Origin of the sequence: Pseudovibrio sp. W64, assembly GCF_001623145.1 — a bacterium.
Lineage (GTDB): Bacteria > Pseudomonadota > Alphaproteobacteria > Rhizobiales > Stappiaceae > Pseudovibrio.
The window spans coordinates 22,219-37,406 of sequence record NZ_LMCI01000001.1 but is presented as its reverse complement, the minus strand read 5'-3'; the positions used below and the strand labels follow the sequence as shown (position 1 = coordinate 37,406).

General features: G+C 51.5%; 20 protein-coding genes. 17 read left to right on the top strand and 3 right to left on the bottom strand.

Annotated features, from left to right (window positions below):
• The first annotated feature begins 191 nt into the window (after positions 1-191).
• The 6 genes from PsW64_RS00210 (at position 192) to PsW64_RS00185 (ending at position 4,139) form a co-directional block, all read left to right on the top strand.
• Positions 192-638, top strand: a complete 447-nt coding sequence (locus PsW64_RS00210; protein WP_057464980.1) for a DUF2948 family protein — start codon at positions 192-194, stop codon at positions 636-638.
• Positions 639-764: 126 nt separating this feature from the next.
• Positions 765-2,060: a histidinol dehydrogenase gene (gene hisD / locus PsW64_RS00205; RefSeq protein ID WP_063302328.1), complete on the top strand. Its 1,296-nt coding sequence runs from the start codon at positions 765-767 to the stop codon at positions 2,058-2,060.
• A gap of 31 nt (positions 2,061-2,091) precedes the next feature.
• Positions 2,092-2,601 carry a UPF0262 family protein gene (locus PsW64_RS00200; protein ID WP_057464982.1) on the top strand — a complete coding sequence of 170 codons (510 nt, stop codon included), beginning with the start codon at positions 2,092-2,094 and terminating at the stop codon, positions 2,599-2,601.
• Positions 2,602-2,603: 2 nt separating this feature from the next.
• Complete coding sequence (locus tag PsW64_RS00195; protein ID WP_208980475.1) at positions 2,604-3,035, top strand: arsenate-mycothiol transferase ArsC; 432 nt, start codon at positions 2,604-2,606, stop codon at positions 3,033-3,035.
• 172 nt (positions 3,036-3,207) lie between these two features.
• Entirely contained in the window at positions 3,208-3,426 is a 219-nt protein-coding gene (gene infA / locus PsW64_RS00190; RefSeq protein WP_008549604.1) for a translation initiation factor IF-1, read from the top strand.
• 77 nt (positions 3,427-3,503) lie between these two features.
• Entirely contained in the window at positions 3,504-4,139 is a 636-nt protein-coding gene (locus tag PsW64_RS00185; RefSeq protein ID WP_057464983.1) for a Maf family nucleotide pyrophosphatase, read from the top strand.
• An 11-nt stretch (positions 4,140-4,150) separates the two neighbouring features.
• Here PsW64_RS00185 and PsW64_RS00180 read toward each other — a convergent pair whose 3' ends face one another.
• Positions 4,151-4,510 carry a hypothetical protein gene (locus PsW64_RS00180; protein ID WP_057464984.1) on the bottom strand — a complete coding sequence of 120 codons (360 nt, stop codon included), beginning with the start codon at positions 4,508-4,510 and terminating at the stop codon, positions 4,151-4,153.
• Between the two features lie 383 nt (positions 4,511-4,893).
• Between PsW64_RS00180 and yacG the strand changes: the two genes are divergently transcribed.
• The 8 genes from yacG to paaE all read left to right on the top strand — a co-directional run bounded on the left by yacG (position 4,894) and on the right by paaE (position 11,912).
• Positions 4,894-5,091: a DNA gyrase inhibitor YacG gene (gene yacG, locus PsW64_RS00175; protein WP_057464985.1), complete on the top strand. Its 198-nt coding sequence runs from the start codon at positions 4,894-4,896 to the stop codon at positions 5,089-5,091.
• Positions 5,092-5,435: 344 nt separating this feature from the next.
• Entirely contained in the window at positions 5,436-7,034 is a 1,599-nt protein-coding gene (locus PsW64_RS00170; protein ID WP_063302327.1) for a bifunctional metallophosphatase/5'-nucleotidase, read from the top strand.
• Between the two features lie 157 nt (positions 7,035-7,191).
• Entirely contained in the window at positions 7,192-8,082 is an 891-nt protein-coding gene (locus tag PsW64_RS00165; protein WP_063302326.1) for a PaaX family transcriptional regulator, read from the top strand.
• Between the two features lie 129 nt (positions 8,083-8,211).
• Complete coding sequence (gene paaA, locus PsW64_RS00160; protein ID WP_057464988.1) at positions 8,212-9,195, top strand: 1,2-phenylacetyl-CoA epoxidase subunit PaaA; 984 nt, start codon at positions 8,212-8,214, stop codon at positions 9,193-9,195.
• A 13-nt stretch (positions 9,196-9,208) separates the two neighbouring features.
• Positions 9,209-9,496: a 1,2-phenylacetyl-CoA epoxidase subunit PaaB gene (gene paaB / locus PsW64_RS00155; protein ID WP_054664467.1), complete on the top strand. Its 288-nt coding sequence runs from the start codon at positions 9,209-9,211 to the stop codon at positions 9,494-9,496.
• Between the two features lie 7 nt (positions 9,497-9,503).
• A complete protein-coding gene (paaC, locus tag PsW64_RS00150) occupies positions 9,504-10,262 on the top strand; it encodes a 1,2-phenylacetyl-CoA epoxidase subunit PaaC (RefSeq protein ID WP_153042319.1) in 759 nt (252 codons plus the stop codon).
• A gap of 14 nt (positions 10,263-10,276) precedes the next feature.
• On the top strand, positions 10,277-10,786 hold the full coding sequence (gene paaD, locus PsW64_RS00145) for a 1,2-phenylacetyl-CoA epoxidase subunit PaaD (RefSeq protein WP_063301752.1): 510 nt from the start codon (positions 10,277-10,279) through the stop codon (positions 10,784-10,786).
• A gap of 43 nt (positions 10,787-10,829) precedes the next feature.
• Complete coding sequence (paaE, locus tag PsW64_RS00140) at positions 10,830-11,912, top strand: 1,2-phenylacetyl-CoA epoxidase subunit PaaE (protein ID WP_057464992.1); 1,083 nt, start codon at positions 10,830-10,832, stop codon at positions 11,910-11,912.
• Positions 11,913-12,006: 94 nt separating this feature from the next.
• Here paaE and PsW64_RS00135 read toward each other — a convergent pair whose 3' ends face one another.
• Positions 12,007-12,432 carry a PACE efflux transporter gene (locus PsW64_RS00135; protein WP_082830970.1) on the bottom strand — a complete coding sequence of 142 codons (426 nt, stop codon included), beginning with the start codon at positions 12,430-12,432 and terminating at the stop codon, positions 12,007-12,009.
• Positions 12,433-12,534: 102 nt separating this feature from the next.
• Between PsW64_RS00135 and PsW64_RS00130 the strand changes: the two genes are divergently transcribed.
• The 3 genes from PsW64_RS00130 to PsW64_RS00120 all read left to right on the top strand — a co-directional run bounded on the left by PsW64_RS00130 (position 12,535) and on the right by PsW64_RS00120 (position 14,463).
• Positions 12,535-13,032 (top strand): MarR family winged helix-turn-helix transcriptional regulator, encoded by a 498-nt coding sequence (locus PsW64_RS00130; protein WP_063302323.1) that lies wholly within the window; start codon positions 12,535-12,537, stop codon positions 13,030-13,032.
• A gap of 11 nt (positions 13,033-13,043) precedes the next feature.
• Entirely contained in the window at positions 13,044-13,526 is a 483-nt protein-coding gene (locus PsW64_RS00125) for a GNAT family N-acetyltransferase (RefSeq protein ID WP_063302322.1), read from the top strand.
• Between the two features lie 223 nt (positions 13,527-13,749).
• On the top strand, positions 13,750-14,463 hold the full coding sequence (locus tag PsW64_RS00120; protein ID WP_063302321.1) for a DNA helicase: 714 nt from the start codon (positions 13,750-13,752) through the stop codon (positions 14,461-14,463).
• 79 nt (positions 14,464-14,542) lie between these two features.
• Here the strand turns inward: PsW64_RS00120 and PsW64_RS00115 are convergent, their stop codons facing one another.
• Positions 14,543-15,160: a glutathione S-transferase family protein gene (locus tag PsW64_RS00115; protein WP_063302320.1), complete on the bottom strand. Its 618-nt coding sequence runs from the start codon at positions 15,158-15,160 to the stop codon at positions 14,543-14,545.
• Between the last annotated feature and the right edge of the window lie 28 nt (positions 15,161-15,188).

Sequence of the window (15,188 nt, the reverse complement as noted above, 5' to 3'; positions counted from 1 at the left end):
TGATTTGAACCCGGTCTGTTTTTCAGTCCGGGTTTTTTCATGGAGATATTCTCAAAAAAACTGGAACACACCTTCATGCTTGAAATCTGCTGCGTTCATTCATAGATGTTTTTCTGTAAATTGTTGTAATAGTAAGGATGTCTCGCGCTATATACGGTGCGTGAGGCTAGGGAAATCTGCAAGGGATTAATATGGAACAGGTAAAACCAATGAAGCTGATGGCGCTGGATCAGGAAGATTTGCAGATCATCTCTTCCATGGTGCAGGACAGTGTTCTGAAACTCGCAGATATCAAGTACTTACCTGCTGAGCGCCGCCTGGTGCTGACAATGAATCGATACCTTTGGGAAACAGACGAAAACAACCAGAAACGAAGAATGCGGGCACGGTCCGTTCTTTCTGTGTCGCGGGTGGATGCGGTCAAAGCTCAGAAAATCAACCAGACAAACAAAGACATGGTCCTGTCTTTGCTCTGTGTGCTGTTTGAAGAGACAAATGCACCGGCTGGTCAGTTGAAGCTTGAGTTTTCCGGTGGGGCTGCTATTGCAGCAAATATCGAGTGCATCGAAGCGCAACTGGCAGATCTGGGCTCCGTTTGGGAAACTGAAAGCAGACCTGAACATGATCTAGAAGGCTAGTTGGAAAGCGCGGGATAGTTTCGTAAAATCCCGGCACAACCTGAAGGCTTGGACTGCATTTCGAAAATTCTGACATCATCTCGGGAAGAACAGTCCCGGGAACTATAATAAATTGGGAACGATAACGTGGCGATTAAGCTCTCCTCAAAGTCTGAAGGTTTCGAAGAAGAAATTCGTGCCCTGCTTGGAAGCAAGCGGGAAACTTCAGAGGATGTGGATCATATCGTGCGCGACATTCTGCGGGATGTCGAAATGCGCGGTGATGCAGCTGTGCTCGAATACACCAACAAATTTGACCGCATGTCGGCCAAATCTATGGACGAGCTGAAAGTAACTGAAGCGGAGATAGAGGCAGCTGTTGCTCAAATCCCTGCTGAAACACTGGAAGCCTTGCAGCTTGCCCATGATCGTATTCGTTCCCACCATCGAAAGCAGCTGCCAGAAAGCTACACTTACAAAGATGCCATCGGCGTAGAGCTGGGCGCCATCTGGACTGCAGTGGAAGCTGTTGGTGTGTATGTCCCTGGCGGACTTGCCAGCTATCCATCTTCTGTGCTGATGAATGTCGTGCCTGCAAAGGTTGCTGGCGTTGAGCGCATCGTAATGGTGGTTCCAAGCCCTGATGACGTGCTTAACCCACTCGTGTTGGCAGCAGCTAAGATGTCTGGTGTTTCAGAGATCTACCGCGTAGGCGGCGCTCAGGCTGTTGGGGCGCTGGCATATGGCACAGAAACAATTGCGCCGGTCTCCAAGATTGTTGGTCCGGGCAATGCCTATGTTTCAGCAGCAAAGCGCCGTGTGTTCGGAACTGTCGGCATCGATATGATCGCTGGCCCATCCGAAATCCTCGTCGTTGCTGACAAAGATAACAACCCGGACTGGGTTGCCGTCGATCTGCTTTCTCAGGCAGAGCATGATCCGGTTGCGCAGTCCATTCTCATCACGGACAGCGAAGAACTGGCAGCAGCTGTAGAAGAGGCCGTGGAGCGTCAGCTCACCACGCTGCCACGTGCAGACGTTGCGCGTCAGAGCTGGAATGACTTCGGAGCGATCATCACCGTTGACAATTTAGACGATGCAATGGTGCTCTCCAACCGTTTTGCACCAGAACATCTTGAGCTGTGTGTTGAGGACCCTGATGCACTGCTGCCAAAAATGAGAAATGCTGGCGCAGTTTTTGTTGGACGTTACACACCAGAAGCGATCGGTGATTATGTCGGCGGTTCAAACCATGTGCTGCCGACGGCTCGCTCGGCGCGCTTCTCCTCTGGTCTGTCTACGCTGGAGTTCGTAAAGAGAACTTCGCTTCTGCGCTGTAACCCGGAAAACCTCGCACAGATCGGCCCTGCGGCCGTCACACTGGCAGAAGTGGAAGGTCTGCAGGCGCATGGACGTTCAGTCTCTATTCGCTTAAACCACTAGTTAATTGATCCAGGACGGAAAAGATCGCTTGATGAATAAGGAAGTCCCTGTAAACGAAGAACAGAGACAACAAGGAATAGAACGCCTTTTTGAGGTGGTCCTTGATCCGGATTCTATTGTGCGCGCCGACAAAGACGTCGAGCGGGAGCGGAAAATTGCGATCTTTGATCTGGTAGAGGAAAACATGTTTTCTCCGGTCGGGCCCGATCAGGGCCCGTACCGGTTGGACCTGGCTATGATCAAGCGTAAGCTTGTGCTGGGAGTTCGGGATGAAATGGGCAGCGAAATCGCAACCCACATCCTCTCGCTCACCCCTTTCAGGAAGATCATTAAAGACTACTTCATGATCTGTGAGAGCTACTACGATGCAATTCGCAGTGCCTCACCAAAGCAGATCGAAGCAATCGATATGGGGCGTCGTGGACTACACGACGACGGCGCCTGCATATTGGAAGAGCGCCTGAAAGGGAAAATCACCATCGACCATCAAACCGCCCGACGACTGTTTACGCTCATTTGCGCCTTGCAGCACCGGGGGTAAGTATGGCCGAGTTTATGTCACGGCCAAGTTCCATCCTGTTTATCTGCAGAATGAACGCCGTACGCTCTCCGATGGCAGAGGGCTTGACCCAACTGCTCTACCCCAAACAGGTCTACACGCGCTCCTGTGGCGTCTTTGCAGGCGAACGTGATCCGTTTGTCGACTCTGTTATGGATGAGCTTGGGATGGACCTGAGCAATCACCATCCAAAAACCTTCGAGGATCTGGCCGAAGACGGGTTCGACCTCATTGTTACGCTTGCTCCGGAGGCCCACCACATGGCATTGGAGCTGACACGCGCACAGCACGTCGATGTTGAGTACTGGCCGACGATTGACCCGACAGTGGCAACAGGAAGCCGTTCACAAATCATGGATGCGTACAGAGCGGTGCGTGATACGCTTAAGAGAAAGATAGAACAACGTATGCAATAAGCTGCTGAAAATACTCTACGCGTGGCCTTTGCATGTGTTTTCCACCCCAAAACAAGGAATAAGCGGTAAAACTCGTCAAACTGCCCTCCAAGAAATGGAGGTAGCCTGTTCACTTTTGGCGAGTTATCCGGTAGGTTCCGCGAAAATTCCATTTAACTAATCAGGAATCCTAATGGCTAAAGAAGAAATGCTGGAGTTTCCAGGCGTCGTCGTCGAACTCCTTCCTAATGCGACTTTTCGTGTGAAACTTGAAAACGATCACGAAATTATCGCTCACACTGCTGGTCGTATGCGTAAAAACCGTATTCGCGTTCTGGCTGGCGATAAAGTGCTCGTGGAAATGACGCCATATGACCTGACAAAGGGTCGTATCACCTATCGCTACAAATAAGCGATCCACTGAGCGCGGGTTCATGATGAGCCTGCCTTAGTTGAGCTCTGGTCTGTAATTCATCGGGGAACTGGCATATGACCAAAGAACTGCCGTTAGTATTGGCCTCCGGGTCACCACGTCGTCTGGCGTTGCTTCAGCAGATTGGTATAGAACCGGAATTCCTCCTGCCTGCAGATATTGATGAGACGCCTGTGCGTGGGGAAAGCCCGCGCGCGCTGGCTCAAAGACTTGCACGCGGCAAAGCAGCCGCTGCACGTGTTCTGATCGACCGGGATGACGAAAAAGCGCATTCCATCATCCTGGGGTCTGACACAGTTGTTGCAGTAGGACGCCGCATCCTGCCAAAGGCCGAGAGTAAGGAGCAGGCCAGCGTCTGCCTTCAACTGCTTTCCGGTCGCATGCACAAGGTTTACACCGGCGTTTGCGTGAACATGCCTGATGGCGTAGTTCGCACAAAACTGGTTGAAACCCGCGTACGTTTCCGTCGTTTGTCTTCTCATGACACTGAAAAGTACCTCGCCTCAGGGGAGTGGCGTGGTAAAGCAGGCGGCTACGCTATTCAGGGCCTCGCTGGCGCGTTTATTGCGCGTGTGATTGGATCTTACCCAAGCGTTGTCGGTTTGCCTCTGCTGGAGACCGCAAGCCTCTTACAGTCAGCTGGCTATCCAACTCAAAAAACATGGGACGAAGACGCTGTACCTGCAGCATAGGCAGGAGAAGGCTAACGCGCAAACCCACCCACAGTTTGCACATATCGTGGTGACAGGCTCGCAAGTGCATTTCGCAGCTCCTGAGTTGGTTTGCCATAAACCGTCATGCCTGTTGGGTGCAATGTGTCCATAAACTGCTTGGCATAGGTGTTGGAGAACCACGTCAGGTGCAACATTGCTGAGTTGCTGTCCTTGAAGCTCGTAAAAATCTCGCAGGATTGCCCGTCTTCGCTCAGGTACCAGACATAAGCTGTGGTATCACCCTGCATTTGCTGCACTGCTTTCACCATCTCCACCATTAGTCCTTCAAAGACTTTCGGTTCCGCGGTGGCCAGGTGCGCTGTCAGGATCCAAGAAACTTCATTGTTCATTATACGCTTCCCCGGTGTTCGCGAGATACTTTCAAATCCATGCAGAACTCAGAGTGTATCCCTGAAAGGTGGTTCTGGTGTTCGGATAAGGATACGAACATGTTCAAAAGTGCCTGCCTATGGCTAATCTTAGTCTGAACTCTAATTACTGCAAAGTTGTTTGCACCTAAACTGTTTAACGCCTTAAATTTAGGAGATAATTTGCAGTTGTGAAGGGGAGGGCTGACGCGACGTTACTCCAAATTCGACAAAACCATCAAAATGATCTGATTTTATCTCTTGATGTCCTGTAGATTTCTGGCTAGAGGCACTGGCAGATGCTCTGCTGAGCCGGATAGGTGAACAGCCATATCTGCGAAGATCAAAACTAGCAGTTGAGAGAGATGATGAAGAAGCCATCAGTAAAATGCCCGATCTGCGAGAAACCAGCGCAAGAGGCAACAAAGCCGTTTTGCTCAGACAGGTGTAAACAGGTGGATCTCAACAAGTGGTTGAGTGGTCATTATTCCGTACCCGCGGTTGAGGAAGAGTTCTCTGAATCTGATATCACTGACCTAGAAAATTCACGTATTCTGCACTGAGCATTTGGGGATAAATATTTCGAGAATCTAAGGGTTTTTTCGATAAATTTTACCAAATTCGGGTGTTTTCTACCTCTGATTTATTGAGCCAACAAGTTGATATATTATAAGGATTCTCAACAATCCTACCCCTTGTAATAGGTACTAATAGGGCTCGCGATTAAAAAGTCAGGCTCTGAATTTTTTTTCAGTTAGATGGCGAAATATATCTCCTTTAGTCTTGTGCCTGTCACAGTTATGGGCAATTGTACCGAGCGTGTTCTTGGGAGGTTTGCGCGGATATAGAGATTCTCGCGTAGCCGTCTCGTTAAATTGCTTGGGGCAATTGAATAAAGGCAAGACCTATGAAAAAGCATCTCTTGGGCGCAACTGCGCTTTTGTTGTCTTTTGGCGTTTCCGCGCCGGCTATGGCAGAATTTGATCTGACCATTTTGCATACGAATGACTTCCATTCCCGCATTGAGCCAATCAACAAGTACGACTCGAATTGTTCCGCAAAGGATGATGCAAAAGGCAAGTGTTTGGGTGGCACTGCCCGTTTGGAAACAGCAATCAAGGAGCGCCGTGCAGCTGCTAAAAACTCTATCCTCGTGGATGGTGGTGACCAGTTCCAGGGTTCTCTGTTCTACACTTACTACAAAGGTAAGGCTGCTGCTGAGTTCATGAACACTCTTGGTTACGACGCAATGACCGTCGGCAACCATGAGTTTGATGATGGTCCGGAAGTTCTGCGTGGCTTCATGGATATCGTGAACTTCCCGGTTCTTCTTGCAAACGCTGACTTCTCCAAAGAAGGCAAGCTGATCGGCGTTCTGAAGCCTACCTCCATCGTTGAGCGTGACGGCGAAAAAATCGGTTTCATCGGCCTGACGCCAGATGACACTCATGAGCTGTCCAGCCCTGGCGATCATGTTACATTCTACGACCCAATCGAAGCAGCTAACAAACACGTTGCTGAGCTTCAGGCGCAGGGTGTGAACAAGATCATCGTTCTGTCTCACTCCGGTTACGACGTTGATAAGAAAATCGCTGCTGCTGTAGACGGTATTGATGTGATTGTTGGCGGTCACACCAACACGTATCTGTCCAACACGTCTGACCGTGCTGAAGGCCCATACCCAACTTGGGTTGAAGCTCCAAACGGTAAGAAAGCTGCGATCGTATCTGCATACGCTTACGGCAAATTCCTTGGTGAGCTGAACGTGAAGTTTGACGACAACGGCGACGTGATCGAAGCTGTTGGCGAGCCAATCATCATGGACGCGAAGGTTGCTGAAAACGAAGTAACCAAAGCACGTATCGCAGAACTTGCTGGTCCGCTTGACGAAATTCGCACCGAAGTTATCGGCGCAACTGCAGCACCAGTAGATGGTGACCGCAAGTCTTGCCGCGCACGTGAGTGTGAAATGGGTGTTCTCGTAGCTGACGCTATGCTTGCAGCAACCAAAGACAAAGGCGTTGAAATCGCAATCACCAACGGTGGTGGTCTGCGCGCTTCTATCGACGCTGGCGAAGTAACCATGGGCGAAGCTCTGGCAGTTCTTCCTTTCCAGAACACTCTGGCGACCTTCGAGCTTCAGGGTAAGTTCATCAAAACTGCTCTGGAAAACGGTCTGTCCAAGATCGAAGAAGGCGGCGGACGCTTCCCACAGGTTGCTGGTCTGAAGTTCACCTTCGATGCATCCAAGCCTGCTGGTGAGCGTGTTGTTGAAGCAACCTTGGAAAACGGTTCTGCAATTGAAGCAGACAAAGTCTACAAGCTTGCAACCAACAACTACGTTCGTAACGGTGGTGACGGCTACAAGATCTTTGCAGCAGAAGGTAAAAACGCATACGACTACGGTCCAGGCCTTGAGTTCGTACTTGCTGACTTCCTGAAAGCGCAGGGCGGTGCATACGAGCCTAAACTGGCTGGTCGCATCACTGATGCAACTGCAAAATAGGCTGGTCTTGTTGAGTAGATGAATTTAAGCCGGAGGCACACGCCTCCGGCTTTTTCTTTGCCTTGCTCATTATTGCTCTTTTCAAACAGAGACTTGCACAAAAGCGCATTGACCCCTTACAAATATGCAGCTTCTGAACTTCTAAAGGCGTGTGAACGTGAGCATTCTCGAAACGGAACAACAAAAGCTCATTGATCGCTTTCACGCGCAAAAGCCAATCCGCTCATGGTCCATGATCATCTCGATCTTTGGAGACTGCGTTGCGCCGCGTGGTGGCGAGCTCTGGATGGGAAACATCACCGAGATCATGCAGATGGTTGGGATCAATTCCGGAGTGGTCCGCACCGCCATGTCTCGTCTGGCCACCGATGGCTGGTTGGAGCGCACACGCATCGGTCGCAACTCGTTCTATCGCCTTACCAAAATGGGCCGCGAGGCTTTTGATCAGGCAACGCCGCGCATTTATGCCCGCGGTCCGGCGAACGGGAATGGCAGCTGGATCACGGCAATCCTGAGTGAAGGGGAGGGGCGGGCTGAACGCCGGGAACGCCTGACAGATCAGGGCTTTGGCGTGATCGCGCCGAACGTGCTGATTAAACCGGACATCGGCCAGCAACTGCCCAAATCCTCAGAAAAGATCGTGTTTATGCAATCCACGGCGCCATCTGACAAAGCCGTGCAGCTTGCCCGGCAAGCTTGGAACCTGGAGAGCCTGCAACAGGGATACCGCGAGTTCATTGAGAATTACAGCGGCTTGCAAGCGCTTCTTGAGTGTGGAGGCCGCGCTCCTGTTGCGCCAGAAACAGCCCTGATCATCCGCATCATACTGATCCATGACCTCCGGCGATTGGTTCTCAGAGATCCTGAGCTGCCTTTACAAGCCCTGCCAGATAAGTGGGAGGGAAGCGTCGCACGAGAACTTGCAGCGGGCATCTACAACACCCTGAGAGATCACGGTGAGGTCTGGCTTGATTCTAACGCCAAGAATGCAGAGGGCGCTTTGCCATCTCCTGAACCTGCTTTTTTTGAACGGTTCCAACCTTTGTAATCATTAGCGAATTTAGAATTGTCCTAAAATGCACCCTTAAATGTTACAGAAAATACTTGTTAGAATGATATTCTGTGACATATTGAAGCGGAAACGAACATTGGTGTGCTCTTGGGAGGGACCTTACCTATGTACACGCAAGCATTGAACAACCCGGCAGTTGAGGCTGGTGTTGAGGACGAAGAGAAGCTTGCAGCTTTTCAAGCTCGCATTGATCGTGAAGAGAAGATTGAGCCCAACGACTGGATGCCAGCAGCCTATCGCAAAACGTTGGTCCGGCAGATCTCGCAGCATGCGCACTCAGAAGTGGTCGGCATGTTGCCAGAAGGAAACTGGGTGACACGGGCTCCGTCTTTGAAGCGCAAAGCCATCTTGCTTGCCAAGATTCAGGATGAAGGTGGTCACGGCCTCTACCTCTATTCCGCCGCAGAAACCCTGGGTGTTTCTCGCGAGGAACTGGTGGATCAGTTGCTGACCGGCAAAGCCAAATACTCTTCCATCTTCAACTACCCAACGCTCAACTGGGCAGATGTTGGGGCCGTTGGTTGGTTGGTTGATGGTGCCGCGATCATGAACCAGATTCCGCTATGTCGCTGTTCTTTCGGGCCATATTCCCGTGCAATGATCCGCATCTGTAAGGAAGAGAGCTTCCATCAGCGTCAGGGCTACGATCTTCTCGTTGCCATGATGAAAGGCACTGCAGAGCAGCAGGAGATGGTTCAGGACGCCGTCAATCGCCTCTGGTGGCCTGCATTGATGATGTTTGGTCCCTCTGACAAGGACAGTAAGCACTCAGCCGCCAGCATGAAGTGGAAGATCAAGCGCTTTACCAACGATGAGCTCCGTCAAAAGTTCGTCGATGCCACTGTGCCTCAGGCAAAGGTTCTCGGCATTTCTCTGCCGGATCCTGACCTCAAACTTAACGAGGAAACGGGGCACTGGGAGCATGGTGAACCGGACTGGGACGAGTTTTACAACACCATTCAAGGCAATGGCATCTGCAACAAGCAGCGGATGAAAGACCGCATCAAAGCACATGAAGACGGTGCCTGGGTGCGCGAGGCTGCGCAGGCGTACGCTGCAAAGCAAGCCGCAAAGAAATCAGCTGCTTAAGGGAGGACAGAACATGAGCGAACAAGCAACACCACTTTGGGAAGTATTCATCAGAGCGCGCAATGGCATGTCTCATAGACATGCAGGTTCTGTCCATGCAGCTGATGCGGAGATGGCTCTGCAGGCAGCGCGAGACGTTTACACACGCCGCGGAGAAGGGCTGTCTATCTGGGTTGTCCCGTCTGCGGCAATCATCGCGAATGATCCGGACGAGAAGGGCGAGATGTTTGAGCCAACAGCTTCAAAGATCTATCGCCACCCAACGTTCTATGAGTTGCCTGACGAAGTCGCGAATATGTAAGGAGGCCATGATGACAGATACGGCACTATTTACATATTGCATGCGGCTGGCTGATGACACCGCAATTCTTAGTCAGCGACTGGGCGAATGGTGTGGTCACGCTTCTCACCTGGAAGAAGACATCGCACTCACCAATATCGCGCTTGATCTCATTGGCCATGCCCGTGAGCTCTACACCTATGCAGGGCAAATCGAAGGCAAAGGCCGCGACGAAGATGCCCTGTGTTTCCATAGGGTTGAGCGGGAGTTCAATAATCTTCTGCTGGTCGAACAGCCCAATGATGACTTCGCCTATGCGATCATGCGCCAGTTCCTCTTCTCCGCGTTCATGCACCCGTTCTGGGAAGCGATGATGAACTCAAAAGACGAGCAACTGGCCGGACTGGCAGCGAAAGCAGAGAAAGAAGCAGCTTACCATCTGCGCCATTCTGCTGAGTGGGTGATCCGTCTGGGAGACGGCACCGAGGAGAGCCACAATCGCATAAGTGATGCGTTGGAGTTCCTCTGGATGTACACCGGCGAGATGTTTGAATGTGACGAAGTTGTATCATCATTAGTTGCCAAAGAAGTTGCTGTAGATCCTATGTCTATCAAGCACTTATGGGACGAGACGGTGAACACCGTTCTGGCACGTGCCAATCTGGAACGTCCAACTGAAAGCTGGATGCAGACAGGTGGCCGTAAGGGCGAGCACAGCGAGCATCTGGGACATATTCTGTCGCCAATGCAGTATCTGCAGCGCTCGTTCCCGCAAGCCCAGTGGTGATCGGGAGCTAACCCATGGCAGTTGCAGCGAAAATTCTGAGATCTGAGTTGGACCAAAAGGCCTGGGATGCGGTGTGCGATGTACCCGATCCTGAGGTGCCGGTGCTCACCATTGAGGACCTTGGTGTCTTGCGCGATGTGCACGTGCAGGCAGATGGTTCTGTAGAGGTGACCATCACACCAACCTACACCGGTTGCCCGGCCATGAGCATGTTCGCTTTCGATATTGAAGCGGCTCTGCTCACCGCTGGTTTTGAGAGGGTGGACGTCAAAACCGTCCTCACTCCAGCCTGGACCACCGATTGGCTCTCAGAAAAAGCGCGTGAAAAGCTAAGGGTTTACGGCATTGCGCCTCCAAACGGCAAGGCCTCGCGCCGGGCCTTGTTTGGTGAGGAACAAGTCCGTTGCCCAAAGTGCAACTCTGCCAACACCAGCCGTATTTCCGAGTTTGGCTCTACTGCTTGCAAAGCGCTGTACCGCTGCAACGATTGCTCTGAGCCTTTTGATTATTTCAAGTGCATCTGATCCGCTCGCCTGAAAGGCGCCGACAGATGTAAGGGAGGAAACCATGTCACCACGGTTTCATAGATTGAAGATCAAGTCAGTCCATCAGGAAACAGAGGAAGCTGTCTCTATCGCCTTTGAAATTCCTGCGGACTTGAAGTCAGATTATTCTTTTATTCCAGGGCAGTATCTCACCCTGCGCGAATTTATTAATGGCGAAGACACCCGCCGGTCCTACTCTATTTGCTCGTCTCCAAAGGATGATGACATCCGCGTTGCGATCAAGAAAGTGGAGGGAGGCCGCTTCTCAAGCTTTGCTCTGGATCATGTCTCTGTTGGCAACGAGATTGACGTGATGACCCCGATGGGCCGCTTCAATCTGCCAAGAGGAACCACTGAAGAAGCAAGGGTTTATGCCGCTTTTGCAGCAGGATCCGGCATCACGCCAATCATGTCCATGGTGCAGGCTGTGCTGGAAGATGAGCCGAACAGCCACTTCTTCCTGTTCTACGGCAACAAGAATTCCCAGAGCGTGATCTTCAAGGATCAGCTGGATGACCTGAAGGATCGCTTCCTTGATCGCTTGAGTGTCTATCATGTTTTGTCTCGTGAAGAGCAGGAACTGAGCCTCTTCAATGGTCGCTTAACATCTGAAAAGATTGAGGAATTCATCACCAAAACCGTTGGTGAGAACAGCATCGACCACGTCTTCCTTTGTGGTCCGGGTGATATGATTGAGGCAGCCAAACAAGCCTGTCAAAGCCATGGCATTCCGCTGGAACACATCCATAACGAGCTCTTTGTGCCTGCTGATGGCGGTGATCCGCACGCAGCCCATAAAGCCAAGGATTCCAGCGCTGTAGACCATAAAGCAAAGGTCTCCATGATCGTTGATGGTGCCCGCCACGACGTCACTCTGGAGCCGGGTGAAACCATCATTGATGGTGCCCTGCGGTTGGGCATAGAAGCACCGTTCTCCTGTAAAGGTGGAATGTGCTGCACCTGCCGCGCCAAGGTGGTCTCCGGTCAAGTCGACATGGCCGTCAATTACTCGCTGGAACCATGGGAGATTGAGGCTGGCTACGTGCTCACTTGCCAGTCCAGACCGAAAACAGATGATGTAACAGTCGATTACGACGACATCTGATCTATCAAACAGCCAGTTTGCGTTGGTTTGAAAGGAAAAGCCGGAATTTGCGTTATTCCGGCTTTTCTTGCGTTCTTATGTCAGCACCACACGTTCAAACGGCTTTTGCGACCGGAACGGGGAACACCAGATCGTAAACCCAGTTGTAGACGAAGGCGTAAACCAGAAAGAACATCGCAAAGCCGATATCAAGCAACAATGCCTGAACAAAATTCATCTGCAGAAGCCACATGATTGCGACAATGCCAAATCCAAGCAGCCCGCCTTCAAACAACAGGGCGTGCACAATACGCATGGCAACAGTCCTTGGCTTGGTACCACGGTTGGCCACATACCATTTGTCGAAGAGCCAGTTGTAAAGAAAGTTCCAGCCCATGGCGATCAGGGACATGACCAGTCCAAGAACACCAATCTCTGAAATGGAATGACCAGTAATCCAGCTTCCAAACACCGCGACGATGGAAAGGGCGATCCCTTCAAACAGCACGGAGTGTCGAACTCTGTCCCAGAAACTTCTCATGTCACACCTATCTATCTAAGTAGCTTTCTGGATAGATATATTCAAACTATCTTTCTGGCAAGGTTTAATTTAGAAAACCGATAGAGTTGTGATGAGGATCTCATGTCGAAAGCCTACCCAATGGGCAAAGCCCTGGAACAGATGCGCCAGAACTGGCCAGAAGCTGTCTCTGTAGAAACCGAGCTGTTTCTGAGTATGAACCGGTTCAGTGAAATCCTCGATCAGAACTGCACAAAAGAGCTGGAGGTCTATGGCCTGACCAACGGCGCTTTTGAGGTGCTGGTGGCACTGCGAGGCCGTCCTGAGCCATGGGAAATGTCCCCCAGTGATTTGTACCGCGCTCTGCTGATGACTTCAGGCGGTATGACCAAGATCCTTAAGCAGCTGGAATCTGATGGCCTCGTCACGCGCATTGATCACGATACCGACAAACGCAGCAAGATCGTCCGCCTGACCAACAAAGGCAAAACCACCGTCGAAAAAGCCATGGAAAGTGTCATGGCCGGCGACCGCCGCGTCATCTACCAGAACCTCACCAAAGAAGAAGTCCAATCCCTCCGCGATATCCTCCTCAACGTGGTCGTGAAGCTGGGGGTGTAGGGGAGGGGACTATGTATCTTGCCACCAAACGTTGCTTGCTCTCCCAGCCAACGCATTCAGATAAACCCGCACTCCGACGACTGTTCGCCAATGAGCAAACAAGAATGTTTCTGGGAGGAAAGCAAAGCCCTGAAGCTATCGAAACCCGATGTGCAAGGGTGGTTGCTGAAGCAGGGGTGTATCATGCTGTAGTGCGATCCAGCAGAACCAACGAGTTCCTCGGCCTGCTCAGCCTAGCTCCTTATCATCAAGGAGACGACATGGAAGTCTCCTACGAATTCCTGCCGGAACATTGGGGGCAGGGATATGCCGAGGAAGCCCTCAAAGCCTACCTGCCATTCGCTATGCAGGATCAGAACCTGACATCCCTTCTCGCTGAAACCCAACTTCAAAACACCCGCTCCATCCGCCTGCTACAAAAACTGGGCATGCAACAAACCCGGCAACTTGAACGGTTTGGCGAGCAGCAAGTTGTCTATCGGCTTGATCTTTGAGCAACCGGCAGAGGCTGGGTCTTCTCAGCAGCATGTTGAAAAGCCCAACTGGCTCTTGATTGCGGTAAGCCAGATTTCTATCCTTGCAGCAAGGCTAAGTCCAAGCCTCCGCCCTCCAATCCGGAAAGCATTGCACATGTAGGACGTCAGGATCAGAACCATACTGTTCGAGCAAGCGCATAAGGAGGGACTGCAATGTATGCTCTGATGAGAGGGTTCTTCAATGAAACTGTCCAGTCCTGTTCACCAACTGAAAAGACAAGCGAAGTTAACCGCACGCGAAAGTGGCATGCCGCTGCATGCGGCGCTGGATCAGCTCGCGCAAAAAGAAGGCTATAGCAGCTGGAGCCATCTGTCGGTTTCTGGCTCACGGTCTGGCCGCGCTCAAAAATGCCTTCGCCAGTTAGACTGCGGAGACCTTGTTTTAATTGCTGCGCGCCCGGGCCAAGGCAAAACCCTGTTTGGATTGGAATTGGCCATGCAAGCCAGTAGAGCAGGGGGCGAGAGTTACTTTTTTACCCTTGAGTATACGCCTGCAGATGTTTTGAAGCGTGTGTCCCAGCTCGGCTATAATCCTGCTCAGCTGAGGGAGGCTTTCCATCTGGATTGCTCGGATGAGATTTGTGCCCGCTACATCATAAATGAACTTCGACATGCGCCCTCAAAGACGCTTGTTGTCATTGATTACCTGCAGCTGCTTGATCAGAAACGCCAAAACCCCGAACTTTCCTCTCAGCTGAATGAGCTCAAAGAGTTTGCAAGGAAAACAGGGATTATCATCACCTTGATATCGCAGGTTCAAAGGGACTTTGATCTTGCGATGAAACCCTTGCCGGACCTGTCTGATATTCGTCTTCCCAATCCGGTTGATCTGGCGGTTTTCACCAAATGTTGTTTTCTCCATAACGGAGAAATTGCATTTGAGGTGGTCAACTAAACCGCCCAATTGGTAGTGAGCCAATGCAAAGCAGCTGCCTCGGATGTAAAGCGGCAGCTGCCCTGTTTGGGTCAGGAGCCTAGCCCAGCATCCCCGCAGCTTTCACCGCTTTCACGCAATCCCGCTCTTCCATCAGCTTCTGGAAGGCGTGGAACTTTGGAAACGGCGTGATGTCCACACCATCGCCTTTAAGCCAGGTGCTGACCACGTAAAGGTAGGCATCAGCAATGCTGAAGGTGTCGCCTAGCACGTAAGGGCCGGTGATGATGTTCTCTTCCACATAGGCGCAGCAGGCAGTCATGGTTTCCGGCACCTTGGTGCGCATGTCGTCCCAGCTGGCTTCCTTGTCTGCCCAACGGGCACCGCGCAGTTTGTGGGCATGGTTCACATGCATGGTGGAAGCCAGATAGTACATGGCCTCTCGCATCTTGGCGGCCTTGTAAGGATCAGAAGGCTTCAGACTGTCATCCGGGGCAAGATCAGCAACGTAATCGAGCAGCGCACCGGCCTCTGTCAAAACGCCATGGTCTGTCACCAGAACAGGAACACGTCCCTTCGGGTTCACCTCTAACAGCTGCGGACGGCTGACCTCCGGGTTCTTAAAGTTGATCTTGTGCGTGGTGTAAGGGACACCGGATTCTTCAAGGGCAATGGCAACGGCAATTGAAATGGTGCCGGGAGCGTAAAACAGTTTCATAGGTCACTTATGTTTGCTGGAATGATCA